We start from the raw sequence: 17,709 nt of genomic DNA on the forward strand, positions 1-17,709 counted from the left end.
AACGAGCGCTTCGGCGCTATCTTTCCTGATCCCCAACCCGCCGGCCTGTGCGACGTCCCTCCGCGACTCACGATCTCTTGCTGGCCTATGACTTCCCGCCACTCGGCGGGGGGATCGCCCGCTGGATGGACGAATTGGCCCGGGGCTATCCGGCCGGCGCGCTGACCGTGTCGACTGGCGTTGTCGACGGCTCCGACCCGATCGACGCGGCGCTGCCCAATCCGGTCGACCGCGTCGGGGTGCCGGTGCACCGGTTGCGCACGGCACCGGGGTTGATGCGCTGGGCGCACCGCGTTGCCCGGCTCGGCCGTGCACCCGGGGCGCGTTTCGCCTGGGTCGGCAACATTCGTCCGGCCGCGTTTCCGGCCCGGTGGGCCTGGGAGCGCACCGGGCTTCCGTACGGCATCCTCGTCTACGGCGGCGACCTGCTGTCGCTTGGGCCGAAGCTGGCGCGCTCTCGTCTCAAGCGGCAGCTCTACCGCCCGATCCTCGCGCAGGCCTCCGTCTTCGTGGCGATTTCGCATTGGACCGCCGCGTTGTGCCGCACGCTGCTGGAGAGCCTCGACCTGCCGACCGAGGGGCGGATTCGCGTCCTCCCGCTCGGCACCGATCCGACACGCTGGCGCCCGGATCCGGAGGCGGGGCGCGCCTTCCGCGCACGCCGCGGCCTTCCCGAGGGGCGCTGGCTCGTCACCGTCGCGCGGCTGGTGCCGCACAAGGGGATCGACACCGCGATCGAGTTGCTCGCTCGCCTCGCGCCGACCCATCCTGACCTGCACTATCTGGTGGTCGGCCGTGGCGGGTATGAGGCGACACTCCGCAGATTCGCCGAGACCCTCGGCGTGGCCGACCGCTTCCACCTCTGCACCGACGTTGACGATGCCGAGCTGCCGGCGGCCTATGCGGCGGGCGAGATCTATCTCGGCCTCTCGCGTCAGGAGGGCCTCGACGTCGAGGGCTTCGGACTCTCGCTGCTTGAGGCATCGGCCACCGAACTCCCCGTCATCGCCGGGCGGAGTGGCGGGATTGCCGATGCGGTGGCCGAGGGGGAGAGTGGCGTGCTGGTCGATCCGCTCGACCCGGACCAGGCGACCGACATGGTCGCGCATCTGCTCGGTGACCGAGCCCTCGCGGCGAAGCTTGGGCAGGCGGGGCGGGCTCGGGTGATTCGGGGCTTCACCTGGCCGCGAGTGATCGGCGACATGCGCGCCATGTCTGCGGAGTACGGGCGCCGATGAGCGCACAGCCGACCAGGGACCTCCTGCTCGATCGCTGGCGACGCGATCCCTTGTTCAAGCTCGGCGTCCTCCTCGTGGCCGCGGTGCTGGTGGCTGCGGCGGCGGCGCCGTGGCTCGCCCCGCATGATCCACTCCTCGGCGATCTCGCCAACGACTCGCTCGCACCGCCGGGGGGGAAGTTCCTCTTCGGTGCCGATGCGCAGGGGCGGGACGTGCTCTCGCGGGTGCTCTACGGCGCGCGCATCTCGCTGATGGTCGGCTTGATTTCGCAGGCCGTGGCGGTGGCGCTCGGCCTGACGCTCGGGTTGCTCGCGGGATACTATCGTCGCTGGGTCGACCTGCTCATCATGCGACTCGCCGACATCACGCTGGCGTTTCCGTCGCTGCTGCTGTTGATCGCGGTGGCCGCCGCGGTGAAGCCGTCGCTGCCGGTGATCTTCCTGGTGGTTGGCGCGGTGGGGTGGGCCGGGATGGCGCGGCTGGTCCGCGGGCAGGTGCTGCTGCTGGCTCGGAGCGACTACGTGCTCGCCGCAAAGGCCCTCGGCGCCGGCGATCGTTGGATCCTCTGGAAGCATCTGGCGCCCAATGTGCGCGCCCCGGTCATCATCTCGGCGACGCTCGGCATCGCCGGCGCGATCATGGCAGAGGCCGCGCTGTCGTTCGTCGGGCTCGGGGCGCAGCCGCCAACACCCAGCTGGGGTGCGATGGTCTCCGAGGGGCGTGACCTGATCCGCGTGGCCCCGTGGGTGTCGGTGGTGCCGGGGTTGGCGGTTGGGGTGGCGGTGCTGGGATTCAATCTGGTGGGCGATGGCTTGCGCGAGGCGCTGGATCCGACGATGCGGAGGGGGCGGTGAATCGATTCGATGAGTTGCGGCACGCGGAATTCGCAGCGCTGGATGGCCAGGGGATCTATCTCAACAGCGCCTCGGTCGGGCCCATGCCCTCCCGCAGCGTGGCGGTGCTGGCCGCGTGCAACCGCGATCGCGCCCGACCCGGACTTTGGCCCGTGGATCGACTGAACACCATCCTCTCGGAATCGCGGTGGCTCTCGGCGCGACTCATCAACGCGGCAGAGGACGAGATCGCGCTGATGCCAAACACCACCACCGGCCTGAACGTGGCGGCGCGCGCCCTGCCACTCGGCCCCGGCGACGTGGTGCTCACGTTCGATGGAGAATTTCCGTCGAACATCTATCCCTGGCTGGCCCGTGGTGGCGAGGGGATCGTGCTGGAGCGGATCCCGCGGACGGTCGAGGGATGGCCGGACGAGGCGCGGCTGCACGAGCGGCTCGCCGACCCGGCGGTGAAGGCGGTGGCGGTGTCGCTCACCCAATTCAGCAATGGCTATACGCTCGACCTCGATGCGCTCTCGCGGGCCACGCGCGCGCTGGGCAAGTGGCTCGTCGTGGATGCGATCCAGGCGGTCGGGCACGTGCCGATCGATGTGCAGGCGACCCCGGTGGATTTCCTGGCGTGCGGGGCGCAGAAGTGGCTGCTCTCACCATGGGGCACTGGATTTCTCTACGTGCGCCGTGAACTGATCGGCACCATCGCCCCGACCTTCGCCGGGTGGGCGGCGTTCAAGGGGACGGACGATTACACGCAGCTGACCGCCTACAACCCCGAGCCGTGGCCCGATGCACGTCGATTCGAGCTTATCACGCTGCCGGTGCAGGACTTCGCGGCGATGAATGCCTCCGTCGGGTTGCTGCTGGAGGTCGGGGTCGACGCCATCGCGGCGCATCTCCGCGCGCTGCACGCTCCGATCATCGCGTGGGCGGAGGCGAATGGCGCAACGATCACCTCCGCACCCGGAGTCCGTGGGTGCGGAATTCTCTGCCTGCGACCCCGTGGCGACGTCCCTGCCGCCTATCAGCGGCTGCAGGGTCACGGGGTGATGTGCTCGTTACGCGAGGGATCGATCCGGTTGAGCCCGCACCTGTTCACGCTGGCGCAGGAAACCGCGGCCGTGGGCGAGTACCTGAAATAGGGACGCGCCCGGCTCGTCGGGTACGGCGCGCGGTCTAGTGTGCCAGCTTGTTGTAGATCGTGCCGACCACTCGACCAATGGCGTAGCCCACGACGAACGCGTAGATGAAACCGAGGAAGGCCCCGCCCCAGGAAACACGGTAGCCGGGGAAATAGACGGAGAGCAGGGAGAGGTGTTCCCCGACATTCACGCCGCCCTTCAGTACCAGCACCACGGTGGCGAGGAAGAGTCCGACGCCGAGCATCATGCCGAAGGAGGTGCCCCAAGCCTGGGCGTTCAGCTTGAGGATCGCACGACGGACATCGCGTGCTTCATCCGGGGTCAACGTAGGCATCGCGGGAGTCTCCAAAGTGGCCGGGCGGTCAGATGTGATCCATGAAGTCGCGGGTCTGAGCAAGTTCGGCTCGGGCAGTCAGCACCACGAGCTTGAAGGCCATCAACGCGTTGCGCAGGAAGGCGAAAAACCACCCCATCACGAAGCCGGTGAAACCGGCCCAGGCGGCACCGAGGACGGCGCCGCTCCAGGAAAAGTCATAGCCGTAAAAATAATTCGCGAGCAACTCCAGCTGCAGCTCGGGGGGACGCCCACGCAGCAGCGGGATGGCCGTCAGCAGGAAGCAGCAGCTGGCGGCGGTGAGCCCGACCGCCGCACCCATGGCGGATTTGTGCGCCGGCGCAAACGCCAGCGCGATCGGGTCGTCGGGATAGGCCGAGTGCGAGCTCATCGCAAGACTCCGGAGTGTCGAGATTCGGCGGCTGGCGCACCGTCCCATCGGAGGATGGCGGGGGTGGCGACAGCCTGAACGGCATGGACGCGTGGGAAGCTACACCCGTGGCCGAGGCCGTTGTACGTCTTCCGCTGCAAGTCAGCACCGATCATCGCGCGATGCGCCCCTCGGCGCCGGCTGCGGCACCGCGGGTCTCTGGTGCGACGCGTCCGCCGGCGGTCGCCCGCGGCGTCACGGCGTAGGTCACGATGCCGACGGCCGCCGCCAAGGCGTTGCTTGCGTAGTACGCGACGTGGAGCGGAATGACCCGGAGCGCGAATCCGACCCCACGCTCCGCGGCAAACCACCGGTACGTCTCGATGTTGGCAACTGCCAGCAGCAGCCACAGTGCCAGGCTGGCCACCGCGATGGTGGGCGACCGGAGGAGCAGACCTGCGGTGAGGGTCGCGATGGCCAACCCCGCCAGCCCGACGCGGAGTTGCTCGGCGCGCCCGGTGTTGAGCGTGGGGGCGGTGCGGCCGCGCCGCTCCAGCAACAGCCGCATCCACGGCAGTCCCCGGTCCCGGAAGTCGGTGCGCACCATAGGCCAGAGCCGCCACCGTTTCAGGTGGGTCCCCTGAATCGAGGGGTCCAGGCGGATTCGCCAGCCACGATCACGCAACCGGTAGCCGAGTTCGATGTCCTCGATCTGCGGGCGCGGGAAGCGCGCGGTGTCAAAGCCATCGACGGCCTCGAAGGCATCGCGGCGAATGGCACCACAGCCAGCCCAGAAGGTCTCCGCGTCGCCCGCGCCACGCAGGTGCACGTAGCGATGCAACAGGTTGCGATACTCGCTCAAGAGACCTTGCTCGGCCGGCGCGTCATCGTAGCTTCCGAAGACGCCGACCAATGCCGGGTCCTCGGTCACGACGGTGGCGATGCGTTCCAGCGTGTCCGGATGCACGCGCACGTCGGCGTCGATGAAGACCAGCCAGGTGCCGCTGGCCCGGGCCGCTGCGGCATTGCGTGCACCGCCGGGGCCGCGGGGCGGCCCATCGAGCGTGATGACGGCATCGGCCCATCGGGCGGCGACGCGCGCGGTGTCGTCGGTGCTGGCATCGTCGACGACCAGGAGTTCCCACCGCACACGCGGCAGGCTGCTCCGGCTGAGTGCGTCGAGGGTGTCAGGTAGCAGCAGGGCCGCCTGATGTGCCGGGACGATCACGGAGAAGTCCCGCGACGGGCGGGCGTCGCCGGTGCTCATGCCACCAACCGGCGCGCCCGGCGCAGCGCGTGACGCCAAGCGATCGCACGCCGGAAGCGAGCGGTGCCCCAATCACGAAATGGCGCCGGTCCGCGAAAGTACCAGGCGTCGAGACGCGGGACCGCATGGGGGTCGGCCGCCGCCGTGACTGGGAGATGGCGCGTGGTGGATGCCACCCGATAGTGGGTCGCCGCCGCACGTTGGACGCGGAGATCGACATCGCCGTAGGGATAGGCGAGCGTCGCCGGTGCGCCGCCCAGTCGTTCGGCGATCGTGGCAGCGGCGCCGGCCAGCTCGTCCTCAAGTTGGTCGTCGCTGCAGCGGGTCAGCCGAGGGTGCCGCCTGGTGTGAGCCCCAACGCACCAGCCGGTGTCGACCAGCTTGCCGAGGGCATCCCAGCCGAGGATGGGGAGCGGCGGCACCCGCGAGTCGGCGTCGCCGTTCCAACGATTGTCGCCGCCGACGTGATCGCTGACGACGAACACCGTCGCCGCGAGGCCGTGGTCCGCCAGTCGGGGTGCCGCTTCGGTGGCGACCGAGGCCAGGGCATCGTCGAAGGTGAGCGCGACCGCGTTCACCGAGTCGGGGAGCGCCAGGAGTTCCTCCACCGAGACCACGCGCACGGCCCCGGAGGCAGCCCACGACACATGGGCCGCGAAATCCTCGGGTGTCACCGAGATGACGGAGCCGGTGCCATCGATGGCGTGGTAGGTGAGGATGGCCCGCATCAGGCCGCGGCCGCCGCCGACGCCGCTGCCGGTGGTTCCAGTCGCTGCTCCTCGTGGTACTCGAAGTCGGTGTTGACGGCCCAGATGTCGTGGGCGGCACCCTGCATGTTCCAGACGGCCATCATCGCCGTCAGCATCGAGTGATCCTGATTGTTGTACTTGTGCATGCCGTTGCGACCGACGGTGTGCAGGTTCGGGATCGGGTCGATCCAGCCCCGCACGTTGTCGAGGTGCTCACGGTACTCGGCGTCGTAGATCGGGTACGCCTTCGGCATCCGGATCACCGTGCCATCGCGCACCAGCCCGGCGGGGGCGAGGCCCAACTGCTCGAATTCGCGGGTCGCCAGCGCGATCAGCTCGGCATCGCTCGACTCCCAGAGCCCGTCACCCTGGAAGCAGAAGTACTCCATGCCAAGGCAGGTGCGCCCAGGCTCGGGGACCATCGCCGCGCTCCAGTTGTTGAAGTTCTGGATGCGCCCGACCTGGACGCCCGGGGTGTGGATGTAGATCCAGTTGTCGGGGAAGAGCCGCTCGGTATCGAGAATCAGCGCCACCACCAGGAAGTCGCGGTAGCGGAGCCCTTCTGCGGCGGCGCGCACCGGGGCCGGAACCGCGGGCTCGATGGCGCGCACCAGCGAGCGGACGTCCGTCGTCGAGATGACATGGTCGGCCGGAAAATGATGCACGCCGTTGGGTGTGTTCGCCTTCACTCCGGTGACCCGACCACCCTCCGTCTCGATCGTCGTGACGAAATGCTCCATGAGGACCTTGCTCCCCATCGTGTGGAGCCGGTCCCGGCACGCTTCCCACATCTGGCCGGGGCCGAGTCGCGGATAGCGGAATTCGTCGATCAGGCTCTTGATGGTGGTGCTGCGCCGTTGCAGCGAGGTGGCGTTGAGGATCGCCCGCGCCAGCGAGAGCCCCTGGATGCGCTGGGCCGCCCACTCGGCGCGGATTTCCGTGCAGGGAATGCCCCAGACCTTCTCGGTGTACGTCTTGAAGAAGATCTCGTACAACCGCTTCCCGAAGCGATTGCTGACCCACTGTTCGAAGTTGTCCTCGACCGGTGACGGCCGGAAGCGGGCATGCAGGTAGCTCAGCATGATCCGGACGGCATTGATCAGCCCGAGGCCACTCAGCGCGTTGAATGCCTTCAGGGGATAATCGAAGTACTTCCCATCGTAATGGATGCGCGACATCCGCGGCACGCTGATGAAGTCGTCGCCAAGGATCTCTTCCCACAACGCCTGCACGGGTTCGATCTTGGTGAAGAAGCGATGCCCGCCGATGTCGAACCGGAAGCCACGGTACTGGGCCGTCCGGGAGATGCCGCCGACGATGTCGTCGCCCTCGAGGACCGTCACCGCATGGCCGGCCTTGGCCAGCAGATACGCCGCGGTCAGCCCCGCGGGCCCCGCGCCAATGACGACGACGCGATCGCCTTGGCGAATGGGCGTGACGGTGCGAATGGGTGGGGCGCCTTCGGCCATCGGCAGACCTTCCTGGGGGAGTTCGCTGCAGCGGGCGCACAATCGGCCGTTTCGGAAACGGCCTGGTGGCTCAACGGCACCGTGCGATGGATGCCTTGTTCATCCCCCCGATCAGGGCAAGGCACGTGCCCAAACGCGTGGGCGCGGAAACGCGCCACGGCGGATGGCAAAATGTATAGCGTTGCGTGGACACCACAAATATGATGCGACCTGGTATGAGTGCCGCGTCAGTGCAACACTTTTGTCAGACGCCGCGGCAGTTACCGGGGTGACCGCTCGTAGTTTGGCTGGGTGTCCGCGAGATATCGGTCCAGGCCGGTGCAGGCGTCGGGGGCGCCGTCCCCGGGGCGCCGGGGACCGATCACCAGCGCCGGGGGTGAGGCGTGGAGAAGGGTCAAACTCGTGCACGCCGCCCGCAGCCGCGGCGCGATCCGCCCTGACTCGTACGGCATCAGGCGAGTCAGCAGAAGGTGGGTGGCTGGGAAGTCGCTGGTAAACGACAACGGGGCAGCGGTCCCCGCGAGCGGATCGAGCGGCACCGTGCGCCGTCCACTCATGACAAACACCGTGGACGGCTTCGAGGTGGCGACGATGGCATCCGCCGGGAGCATCTCTGCGATGTAACGGATCGCGGTGATGACCCCGCGCGTCTCGGGATCGTAGCAGCGAGGGTCTGCATACGGCCCGGTCGCGCGACACGACTGCGCCAGGCGCGCCGCTTCGGCTTGGGTCACCACGGCACAACACGCCACCCCCACCCCGAAGACCAGGGCGGCGCGTTCGCCGCGTCCGCGGGTGGCGCGGTCGAGCAGTTGCCATATGCCGAGCAGCGCGCAGATGGCCAGCCACGGGTAGAGCGCCGTCACGAAGCGAGTGAATGCCCAAGGGAAGAGCAGCAGCACCCCGAGGGACATCGCCAGGTAGAGCGGCAACGCCGGCCAGCGCCGGCGCAGTGACCACCCTCCGACGGCCATCAGGACGAGCAGCAGGCCGCCGAGGATCCCGTTGTCGAGTGGTTGGTTGGGCAGGTCCGGCAGTCCGAACGGGACGGCGGCAAGGCGGACGAAATAGTACTCGAGGTTGACGAGGGCCCGCTGTGCCACGTCCGCTGCCGCGTTCGGGGCGGCGAGGCGGGCCAGGTCGTTGGCGTAGGAGTGGCCGATTGATTGGCTGGCGGCCCAGGCGGTGTACCGGAACCAGCCGACCGTCACGACGCCGGCGGCCACCGCACCCAAGGCGGCGCGCCGCCATTGGCGACCAGCCAGCAGAGCCGCGATCACGGCCGGGATTACCGTGATGCCCACCGATCGTGTCAGAAACGCCGCCACCGCGGCAGTGCACGCGAGCAGGGCCGCACCGCGCGTGGCGTTCGCCCCGGCGCGCAGCGAAGCCCAGAGTGCCACCGCGCTCAAGGCGACGAAGAGGACTTCGGAGCGCAGTTCGGATGCGAGCATCATCAGGTGCGGGTTGAACACCACCATCGCCGCGCTCACGACGCCGAGGCGCGGAGATCCCAGCCGACGCATCGCATCAGCGGCGAGCAGGGCCGTGAGCGCCACCAAGAGGATGTTGGCGCCGAAGGCGGCGTCGAGGCTGGACCCTGCGACGAGCCGGATCAGCAGGAGCCAGAGTGGGTAGCCGGGAGGGTACTGTGCATGCGGCGGCGTCCCGACGAGGAATTCGTCGCGATAGTGCCCAGTGCTCAGCGACTGCGCCAGGGTCAGATAGGTGGCGTCATCGCCGCCGATGGTAAGGACCGCTGCCCGCGCTCTCCACGCTACGAAGCACCCCAGCGCGAGGACGAGCGCGAGGACGCCGAGGGCCGAGCGTGACCACGACAGCGTGGAAGACGCAGTCGGGGCAGGCTCGGCGATCGGGGGGATGGCGGGGGTCATCGATCCTCAGGTGGCGGATGGCCGACTCCGCCGGTTGGGCGGCGCGACGCCCGCATGGCACGGCGACGTGCGGTGCTGGCTAACGACTGATTGCGCGAATCTCTTGCCAGATTGCCCGGCGCCCCTCGGAGGAGCGGAGGGCGAGCCACGTCAGTTGCCCGAGGGCGCTGAATTCGCGTGATGCATCGGCGAGATGGCCATGGCGCGCCGAACGCAGCGAGTACCAGCCGAGATCGCGCGCATAGTGGCCGATCAGATAGGCGGACAGGGCGGGGCCAACCCGGTGGCGCACGTCGGGGGCGAGCCTGGGCCAATAGTGTGTTGCCAGCGTGATGGCCATCCGCGGCACCTTGCTTGACCGCGTGGCATTGCCGCCGTGGACGTAGTACTCGATGGCCACGGTTTCCGATGGCATGATCGGGCCGAGCTGCGACAGCTTGAGCCAGAGATCCCAATCTTCGGCGAGCGGCACGGCGGCCTCGAAGCCTCCGACGCGGACGAAGGCCTCCCGCCGGACCATGGTCGCCGAATTGAAGAGGGCATTGCCCCGCAGGAGGGTCTCAAAATCCAGCGGCTCGGTGCATGGCCACTCCGGCGGGCGGGGCGGAGTGTCACCGAACCGACGGCAGCCGCCGCCGGTGGATGCGGTGGCCTCCGGGTGTGCATCGAGGATGGCGGCGAGCCCACCCAGAGCCTCGGGATAGAGCGTGTCGTCGTCGTCCAGGAAGAGGAGGTAGTCGGTATCGACGACCGCCGCCCCGGCGTTGCGCGCGCGCGCCGTGCCGCCGTTCTCGACGCGGAGCAGGGTGACACGACCCGCGGACTCCAAGGCGCGCAGTGCCTCGGGCATCGGCGTGGTCCCCCCGTCGTCCACCACCACGATCCGCTCGGCTGGGCGCTGTTGCGCCTGCACCGAGGCCACGGCCAGGACGACCAGGTCCGGGCGATTGAAGGTCGGGATCACCACGCCGACAGTGCCTGGCCGACCGATCATTCGACGTCGAGGTGGAGGAGGATCGCGTCGCCTTCGGCCAGCCGATCGGTACCCGGCTCCCAGACGACACCGAAGAGTCCACTCAACGCGAAGCCGGCGCGTTCGAGGGACTGGAGCCGATGATGGTAGGACACTTCGCCCTGATAGATCGCGAGGAAGGCAACCTCGGTTTGCACTCCACGCAGGTACTGAAGCACTGCGCTCGCGCCGGCCAGGACCGTTTCGTCGTAGCCCTGGGCATCCACCTTCAGGAAGACGCGGCGGCCATCACGCGGCAGGGAGAGTTCGTCCCAGAGCGTATCCAGTCGCCGGACCGGGACACGCTCGGTTCCGACGGCGTCCCAGGCGCTCGGCGCGATCAGGTCGCTCGTCAGGTCCGGGGTCAGCAATGAGGTCAGGGTCGACGCGGACCGAAGCGTCAATTCGACGGTGGTGTCGGCGTCGCCGAGGGCGCAGCCTTGCACCTCCCACAGCGGATCGGCGGCCGCGCGCGCGGCCAACCGGGCCCGCGTCGGGCTGGCCGGCTCGAATGAGATCAGCCGGCCGGCGTAGCCTCCGTCCCGGAGGGCGGCACCGAACTGTCCCTCGTTCGCGCCGACATCGAGAACCGTGTCGATCTGGTAGCGCCGGAGCAGTCCGACCAGGTGTTCGGTCGCCATCCAGTCCGTCCGGTCGACACGCCGCTGCTCGGCATCGACGCCGCGAACTTCGAGGAGACGATCCCGACCGACCGGGCGATACCTGACGCCGACCCGACGCAGCAACGATTTCATCAGGTGACGAACGCCGAGCGGCATCGGGAGTCTCGCATGAGTAGTGCGAGCCTGTTAGCCGAGGCGCGCTGTGGCATTGAGCTGGTGCGTGCCGCTGAACGGTGCCCCAGGGACCACCTGGAACATGCGACTCGGCCCTTGGCCCAGCACCAATTGCCGCTGGTCGTGCCAGAGGACGGTCTCCAGTCGATACAGGCCGGCCGGAACGTTCACCTGCAAATCAAAAGTCACCTCGAAGGCACCGGACCGATCGGGGTGCGCCTTGAGGTTGTGCAGGTTCTCGAACCAGACGCGCTGATTCGCGGCGGCATCCACCAGCACCAGTTCCACCTCGAGGTGCGGTGGCGGTGCGGGATGGGTGACCGCGCCGCGCAGCACGATCGGCAATCGCGCTCCCGAAACCACCGGGCCCTCGCTGGAGACGCGCAGCTCGTGCAGGACCACACCGATGGACTCCGCCTCGACGTCGGTCGCCGTCGCCACGTTGCTGCCGCCATGGAGGTGCTCCTGGACGGCACGCGCCGGATCGCCCCGGAAGGCCACCTGCCCCTGCTTGAGGAGGATGCACTCGCTGCAGAGCTCCACGATGCGGTCGAGCTGGTGCGAGACGATCACGACCGGGATATTGCCGCGCACCAGTGCCGTGATCCGTTCGAAGGCGAGCTGCTGGAACTGCGCGTCACCGACCGACAGCACCTCGTCGATGATCAGCACGTCGGGCTCGAGGTGGACGGCAATCGAGAAGCCGAGGCGGGCATTCATTCCGCTGGAATAGCGCTTGACCGGCGTGTCGATGAAGGCGCTGATCCCCGAGAAGTCGACGATGTCGTCGAAGCGCTCGCGGATCAGCTTCTGCGGCATGCCCATGATCGCGCCCTGCAGGAAGACGTTCTCCCGCCCGGAGAGATCGGGGTGAAAGCCTGCCGAGACCTCGATCAGCGAGCCGACCCGACCCTCGACCCGCGCCGTGCCGCGCGTCGGCCCGAGGATCTTGGTCAGCAGCTTCAGCGTGGTGCTCTTGCCGGCGCCGTTGCCCCCGATGATGCCGAGTGCCTGCCCCGGCAACACTTCGAAGTCGACGTCGCGTACCGCCCAGAAATCACCCTCTTCCAACTCCTCGCGTTGACGACCGCGGCCGACGGCGCGCCTGGCCAATGCCGGGATCAGGTCACGCAACGAGTCATGGGCGGGGCCGCGATGGAAGCGCTTCCAGACATGGTCGAACACGATCCGGCCGGCCATGCTAGTACGCCTCCGCGAAACGGGCGGCACTGCCGCGGAAAAAGCGCAGGCCGGCCCAGAGCAACGTGAACGACCAGATCGCCGAATAGCCGAGCCACCAGGGGCGCCAGGCCGCGACGCCCGCAATGTCGAGCGGCGTCAACAGATTGTGTCCGGCCGTCACCGCGAGTCGCAGCCCTTCAAGGATGGGCGACAGCGGATTCATCATCACCAGTTCCGCGTAGCGCCCCATCTGTGACGGCTCCATCAGCACGGGCGTGAAGAAGATCCCGAACGTCAGCAGCACCTGCAGGATGTACTTGACGTCGCGGAAGAAGATGTTGGCGCAGGCAAAGAGGAAGGCGAGTCCAGTGGTGAAGGAGAGCAGCAGCAGGAGCAGCACCGGCAGCCAGAGAATCGACCAGCCGAGGGTCATTCCGAGCAGCGGCGCAATCAGGGCGAGAATGACCAAGCCCACGAACGAGTCGACACACTGCGCCAGCACGGCGCTGACCGGCAGCACCTCGCGCGGGAACCAGATCTTGGTGACGAGCGAGATGTTCGACAGCAGGGACATTGTCGCGAAGTTCATCGCGCCGGCGAAGAAGGCCCACGCCCAGGACTTGAGTGCGATGCCGGCCAGCGAGGGGGTCTCGCCTCCGCCGCGCGCGAGGGCACCCTTGATCACCAGACCTGCGGCGATCGTCAGCGCCGGCATCAGCAACGCCCACGCGAAGCCCATGATGGCCTGGCGATAGCGCAACCGAACGTCGCGTCGCACCAGTTGGTCGATCAGCTCGCGCGAGGTCCAGAGGTCGCGGACGATCGTGGCGACGCCGTCAGCTCGGCGCGTGGTCACGCGATCTCCGAGAGCAGGCGATCGTACTGCGCCATTGTCGTGGTCACCATGGAATCCTGGGTGTAGAGGCGGTGCACGCGGTCCAGCAGTGCGGTGGCGTGGCGGCGGCGCAGCTCTGGCGACTGCAACGCCTCGATCAATCGCTGGGCGAGCGCGGCGGGGTCACGGGGCGAGGCCAGCCAGCCCGCCTCGCCATTGTCCAACGTCTCGGGCAAGCCCCCGACCGCGGTCGCCACCACCGGGACACTCAAGGCCGCCGCTTCGAGGACGCCGAGGCCCTGCGCCTCGCACCACGACGGCTGAACATACACGTCTGCGGCCTCCAGGAGGTCGCGGACGTCGGGCCGGAAGCCGAGCCAGGTGATCCGTTCCGCGATGCCAAGCCGTGTCGCCTCCCGCCGCAACGTCTCGGCGAGCGGCCCTTGCCCGGCATGCACGAACCGCACCTCGGGGACAGCGGCGACCACGGCCGGCAACGCCTCGATCAGGTCGATGTAGCCCTTGGCGTAGTCGAGGCGGCCGATGCTGCCGATTACCAGGTCGGTAGCCGGGAGCCCGAGCGCGGCCTTTGCCGCAGCCACGTCGCGGCGTCGGGCGAGCCGGTCCAGCCGGATGCCATTGGGGATCACCACAGTGTGCGGCGGATCGGTGGGCGTCAACCCGAGATGGTGCCGCCACATGCTGGCCGTGCTGCGTGACACGGCGATCGCGAGGTCGAGCGCGGTCAGGGAACGGCGCTGGAGAGCCCGATAGCGGGGGGCATCGTGCTCGCCGAGCAAGTCATAGCTTGGGTCGACATGGAGGGTGCCCACGACGCGTGGAACCGCGGCGACACGTGCCGCGATCGGCGCCGCCTCTTCGCCGACATTGTTCGAGTGCAGCAGGTCCACTGGACAGCGGCGGAAGAGCCCGGCAATCGAGGCAATTTCCCGGCGGAGTCCGCGATGCCAAGCTGCCGCCTGCCGAAGGGAGGTGAGGATGCCTGCGGGAGGACGGGCGGTTGGCCGGAGGGGAGGCCCTGGCGAGGGAGGCGCTGCGGCCGGCACCGCGACTCCGCGGGGCGGGCCAACAACGACCTCGGCGCCGAGCGCGATGACCTGCTCGTGCCAGCCCGAGGGGGACGGCGAGAACACGACCGGCCGGAAGCGGCGGCGGTCAAGAGCCGAGAGCAGCTCCACCAGGTACTGCGTGGTGCCGCCGTGCCCCGCGCTGTCGTCGTAGTAGCCAATGGTAAACACGGCCAGGAATCTGGCAGGTTGTGTGCCACCATGGACTACTGGCTGACCACCCCGACCATGCGCACGACTTCGAAATCCCCGACCTTGACCTGCTTGAGGGTGTTGTTGACCTCGTCGTTCCAGCGGGCGTCCGCCGTCCCGGAGAGGAAGAAGTCGCTGCCGTTGTCGGCCACGATCATTCCGTAGCGTTTCAGGGCACGCAGGACGACCTGGGCATGCGGCGGAAAGCCCGAGATGTCGTAGCTCGCCTTGAGCCGGACCCGCATCCCCATCGGTGCCCGGAGGGGACTGGTGCTGCTGGACGCCCAATGTCGGGCTGGGGGGAGGTAGGCCCGTCGGGTTTGCGACACCGTGAACCGGAGCGCGTGTTCGATGACGCCAAGCTCGGCCACCTCGTCGTAGCGGACGAGCCCGGGCAGGATCGGAAGCCCGGCGGCGTCGGCGGAGGTCCACCCGGCAGGGCGGGTGGTGCCGTTGGTGAGGTCCCAGATCGCTCCCGAGCCGGCCGTCCAGCTCCCCGGGCCGCCGTTCACAAAGAAGAGCTCGTAGAGCCGGAACTCGTCCTGTGTCACCATCAGAAGATGGCGGTCGCCCGGTTCGATCACCGGGTTGGCAGGGATAGGGTACGGCCCCGCATCGCTCTCGTCGGCGTAGTCGAACAGGAGTGTGCTGCGAGGTGTCGCGTCGGCGACCACCACGTAGGGGATTCCGAACGGCCCACCGCCGTAGTTGGCGCCGAAGTCCGGGTGGAGCCCCCTGGTGAGCCCGATCGCGCCGAGGATCGCGGCCGAGTTCGGGTCGACCTGGGCGGTGTCGACCGGTCGGTTCCAGAGATCATCGGCCGGAAGCAGTCGCCGTCCGTGGAATGACCCATTGAGCCCGAGATCTGGTCGGACGCCCGCCGGTGGCGGCGGCGGTGGTGGCGGCGGCGGTGGTGGTGGCGGTGGCGGCGGTGGTGGCGGCGGGACCGCCACCACGACGAGGCTGTCGAGCAGGCGCAGCGGCGTGCCGGCGGTCGACGTCACGGTGATGGTGTCGACCCAGGTGCCGACGGCGGGCAACGGCGCACTTCGCGTCCAGCGAAGCACGGCACTGCCGACCCCGCTGGTGGCCACAGCATGGGTCCACGCACGGCGCGAGGTGAGCTGCCATGCGACTGCGTCGGCACCGGTTCCCGAGATCGCCAGCAGGGCGGAGTCACCGGGGGCGGCGTCGCCCTCGGTGATGGTGACCAGGCGCGACGTCGGGGTCAACGTGATCGAGAGCGGCACCGGCGCGGCGGTCACCAGCACGGTGTCATAGACGAGCACGGTCCGACTGCCGTCGGCCGTTTGCACCTGAATCGTGTCGACCCAGAGCCCGGCGGCGAGCGCTGCGGTCTGGCGCTGCCATCGCAGCAACCCCGAGCCGGCACCGCCGCTGCCCTCCAGCACGGTGCGCGCGGCGCGGGCCACGGCGTTCCACTGCGCGGTGGCCGCACCATCGCCGGCGAGGGTGATGTTGACCGCGCCGGGGGCGGCTACGCCGCCGGCCTGCACCGAGGTGCGTTGCCCGGTCGGTGAGACGCTCATCGTCAACGGCACGGCGGGTGGCGGCGGCGTGACGATCGGCGTGCCGCCATCGTCAGCGCCACCCCCGGCACAAGACGCGGCGATGAGACACCATCCCATCGCCGCGCCAGCCCACCGTCGTCCAGCCGCCATGATCACCCCTCCAGTCGCATCGCCGCCCAGCTGCGCTTCCCCTTGCGGAGGAGAATGACGCCGCCTGCCAGTGCATCTGCGCCGGTGACGATTCGAGTGTGATCCGTGACCACACCGTTGATCGAAAAGCCGCCGGCTTCGAGTCCTCGCCTCGCCTCTCCCTTCGATGCGGCCAGTCCGCATCCCACCAGGGCATCCGCCACGGGTACGCCAGCTGCGATCGCGTCCTGCGTCACGGTCGTCCCGGGTACGGCGCCGGCCACCATCGCCAGCGTCTCGGCATCGGCCGTCGCGAGGTCGCCGCCCCCGAAGAGGATCGCGGCCGCGGCCGTGACGCGCGCCACACTCGCCGCTCCATGAATCCGTCCCGTGACGTCATCCGCCAGTCGCCGCTGGGCCACGCGCTTCCCGGGATCGGACGCATGGCCCGCCATCACCGCCGCGATCTCCTCCAACGGGAGGAAGGTGAAGAAGCGGAGCAATCGCTCCACGTCGGCATCCTCGACCTGCAGCCAGAACTGATGGAAGGCGTAGGGCGAGGTCTTCGCCGGGTCGAGCCAGACATTGCCCGCCTCGCTCTTTCCGAACTTGGCGCCGCTGGCGGTGGTCAGCAGCGGCAACGTCAAGCCGTGCAGCTTCTGGCCGTCTCGCCGTCCCCCCAGTTCGATGCCTGCCGTGATGTTGCCCCACTGATCGCTGCCACCGAGTTGCAGCTCACAGCCTTCGGTGCGCGCCAGATGCGCAAAGTCGTAGGCCTGCACCAGCATGTAGGTGAACTCGGTGAACGAGATCCCGCTCTCCATCCGGCTCTTCACGCTGTCCTTCTGCAGCATGTAGCTGATGGTGAAGTGCTTGCCGGCGTCGCGCAGGAACTCGAGCAGCCCGAGCGGTCGGAGCCAGTCGGCGTTGTTGCGCATCCGGGCGTCGCTGGGGCCGTCACCGAAGGTGAGGAACTGCGCCAACTGCGCCCGGATCGCCGCCGCGTTGCTCGCCGTCTGTTCTTCACTGAGCATCGGCCGTTCGGCCCGCTTGCCGGAGGGGTCACCCACCAGTCCGGTGCCGCCGCCGACGAGGACGACCGGCCGGCCGCCGAGCCGCTGCAGCCAGGCGAGCGCCATGACCGGGACCAGGTTGCCGACGTGCAGGGAGTCCGCCGTCGGATCGAAGCCGACGTAGCCGGTGATCGGGCCCTGCGCCAGGCGCGGGGCGAGGTCGGGCGTGGCGTCGTGCACCATCCCGCGGTCGGTGAGTGTGGCGAGCAGATCAGGCATGCGGGGAATATGACGTGCTCCACTCGGAGGGCAACCAGTCTATCATCCGGCGGCCGTTCTGGCTCGGGGAGGGGCGGGGGGGTCATCTACACCTACGCCCACCGCCAGCAGCGGCCGGTATCTGGCGCTCGATGGACTCCGGGCGATCGCCATCCTCCTGGTCCTCGTGTCTCACCTCCAGGGGACCCCCGGCTTCCCTTCGATGCCGCAAGGCTTTTGGCACCTGGATCTGGGCCTGGCGCCGGATCCTCGCCCCCCGGCCCCCCGGCCCCGCGAGGAGGGGGCGGCGGCCCCCGGGGCCCCCGGCCGGGGGCGGCCGGCGCCGCCCCCCGCCCCCG

General features: G+C 68.8%; 16 protein-coding genes. 3 read left to right on the forward strand and 13 right to left on the reverse strand.

Going from position 1 to position 17,709, the window contains the following annotated elements:
• The first annotated feature begins 47 nt into the window (after positions 1-47).
• The 3 genes from IPP98_12480 to IPP98_12490 are packed head-to-tail and all read left to right on the forward strand — an operon-like array spanning position 48 to position 3,228.
• The gene (locus IPP98_12480) at positions 48-1,238 is read left to right on the forward strand and encodes a glycosyltransferase family 4 protein (GenBank protein MBL0179925.1); all 1,191 of its coding nucleotides are present in this window, start codon (positions 48-50) and stop codon (positions 1,236-1,238) included.
• Positions 1,235-2,092, forward strand: coding sequence for an ABC transporter permease (locus IPP98_12485; protein ID MBL0179926.1), 858 nt, complete (start codon positions 1,235-1,237; stop codon positions 2,090-2,092). Before IPP98_12480 ends, IPP98_12485 begins: the two co-directional genes overlap by 4 nt.
• Positions 2,089-3,228 carry an aminotransferase class V-fold PLP-dependent enzyme gene (locus tag IPP98_12490; GenBank protein MBL0179927.1) on the forward strand — a complete coding sequence of 380 codons (1,140 nt, stop codon included), beginning with the start codon at positions 2,089-2,091 and terminating at the stop codon, positions 3,226-3,228. The genes IPP98_12485 and IPP98_12490 overlap by 4 nt, the downstream gene beginning before the upstream one ends.
• A 34-nt stretch (positions 3,229-3,262) precedes the next feature.
• Here the strand turns inward: IPP98_12490 and IPP98_12495 are convergent, their stop codons facing one another.
• From IPP98_12495 to IPP98_12555, 13 genes are all read right to left on the reverse strand, one after another.
• On the reverse strand, positions 3,263-3,562 hold the full coding sequence (locus IPP98_12495) for a hypothetical protein (protein MBL0179928.1): 300 nt from the start codon (positions 3,560-3,562) through the stop codon (positions 3,263-3,265).
• A gap of 28 nt (positions 3,563-3,590) precedes the next feature.
• Complete coding sequence (locus IPP98_12500) at positions 3,591-3,953, reverse strand: hypothetical protein (protein ID MBL0179929.1); 363 nt, start codon at positions 3,951-3,953, stop codon at positions 3,591-3,593.
• Between the two features lie 151 nt (positions 3,954-4,104).
• Positions 4,105-5,199 (reverse strand): glycosyltransferase family 2 protein, encoded by a 1,095-nt coding sequence (locus IPP98_12505; protein MBL0179930.1) that lies wholly within the window; start codon positions 5,197-5,199, stop codon positions 4,105-4,107.
• Positions 5,196-5,927: a polysaccharide deacetylase family protein gene (locus IPP98_12510; protein MBL0179931.1), complete on the reverse strand. Its 732-nt coding sequence runs from the start codon at positions 5,925-5,927 to the stop codon at positions 5,196-5,198. Before IPP98_12510 ends, IPP98_12505 begins: the two co-directional genes overlap by 4 nt.
• Positions 5,927-7,417, reverse strand: coding sequence for an NAD(P)/FAD-dependent oxidoreductase (locus tag IPP98_12515; protein ID MBL0179932.1), 1,491 nt, complete (start codon positions 7,415-7,417; stop codon positions 5,927-5,929). Before IPP98_12515 ends, IPP98_12510 begins: the two co-directional genes overlap by 1 nt.
• A gap of 260 nt (positions 7,418-7,677) precedes the next feature.
• Positions 7,678-9,312: a glycosyltransferase family 39 protein gene (locus tag IPP98_12520; protein ID MBL0179933.1), complete on the reverse strand. Its 1,635-nt coding sequence runs from the start codon at positions 9,310-9,312 to the stop codon at positions 7,678-7,680.
• A gap of 79 nt (positions 9,313-9,391) precedes the next feature.
• Entirely contained in the window at positions 9,392-10,306 is a 915-nt protein-coding gene (locus IPP98_12525) for a glycosyltransferase (protein MBL0179934.1), read from the reverse strand.
• The gene (locus IPP98_12530; protein MBL0179935.1) at positions 10,303-11,103 is read right to left on the reverse strand and encodes an FkbM family methyltransferase; all 801 of its coding nucleotides are present in this window, start codon (positions 11,101-11,103) and stop codon (positions 10,303-10,305) included. Before IPP98_12530 ends, IPP98_12525 begins: the two co-directional genes overlap by 4 nt.
• 30 nt (positions 11,104-11,133) lie before the next feature.
• The gene (locus IPP98_12535; GenBank protein ID MBL0179936.1) at positions 11,134-12,321 is read right to left on the reverse strand and encodes an ABC transporter ATP-binding protein; all 1,188 of its coding nucleotides are present in this window, start codon (positions 12,319-12,321) and stop codon (positions 11,134-11,136) included.
• 1 nt (position 12,322) lies between these two features.
• Positions 12,323-13,159, reverse strand: a complete 837-nt coding sequence (locus IPP98_12540) for an ABC transporter permease (protein MBL0179937.1) — start codon at positions 13,157-13,159, stop codon at positions 12,323-12,325.
• On the reverse strand, positions 13,156-14,397 hold the full coding sequence (locus IPP98_12545) for a glycosyltransferase family 4 protein (GenBank protein ID MBL0179938.1): 1,242 nt from the start codon (positions 14,395-14,397) through the stop codon (positions 13,156-13,158). The genes IPP98_12540 and IPP98_12545 overlap by 4 nt, the downstream gene beginning before the upstream one ends.
• 35 nt (positions 14,398-14,432) lie before the next feature.
• On the reverse strand, positions 14,433-16,100 hold the full coding sequence (locus IPP98_12550) for a hypothetical protein (GenBank protein MBL0179939.1): 1,668 nt from the start codon (positions 16,098-16,100) through the stop codon (positions 14,433-14,435).
• Positions 16,101-16,102: 2 nt separating this feature from the next.
• A complete protein-coding gene (locus IPP98_12555; protein ID MBL0179940.1) occupies positions 16,103-17,371 on the reverse strand; it encodes a tyrosine--tRNA ligase in 1,269 nt (422 codons plus the stop codon).
• Positions 17,372-17,709 lie beyond the last annotated feature (338 nt).

Source organism: Gemmatimonadota bacterium (assembly GCA_016720805.1).
Lineage (GTDB): Bacteria > Gemmatimonadota > Gemmatimonadetes > Gemmatimonadales > GWC2-71-9 > Palsa-1233.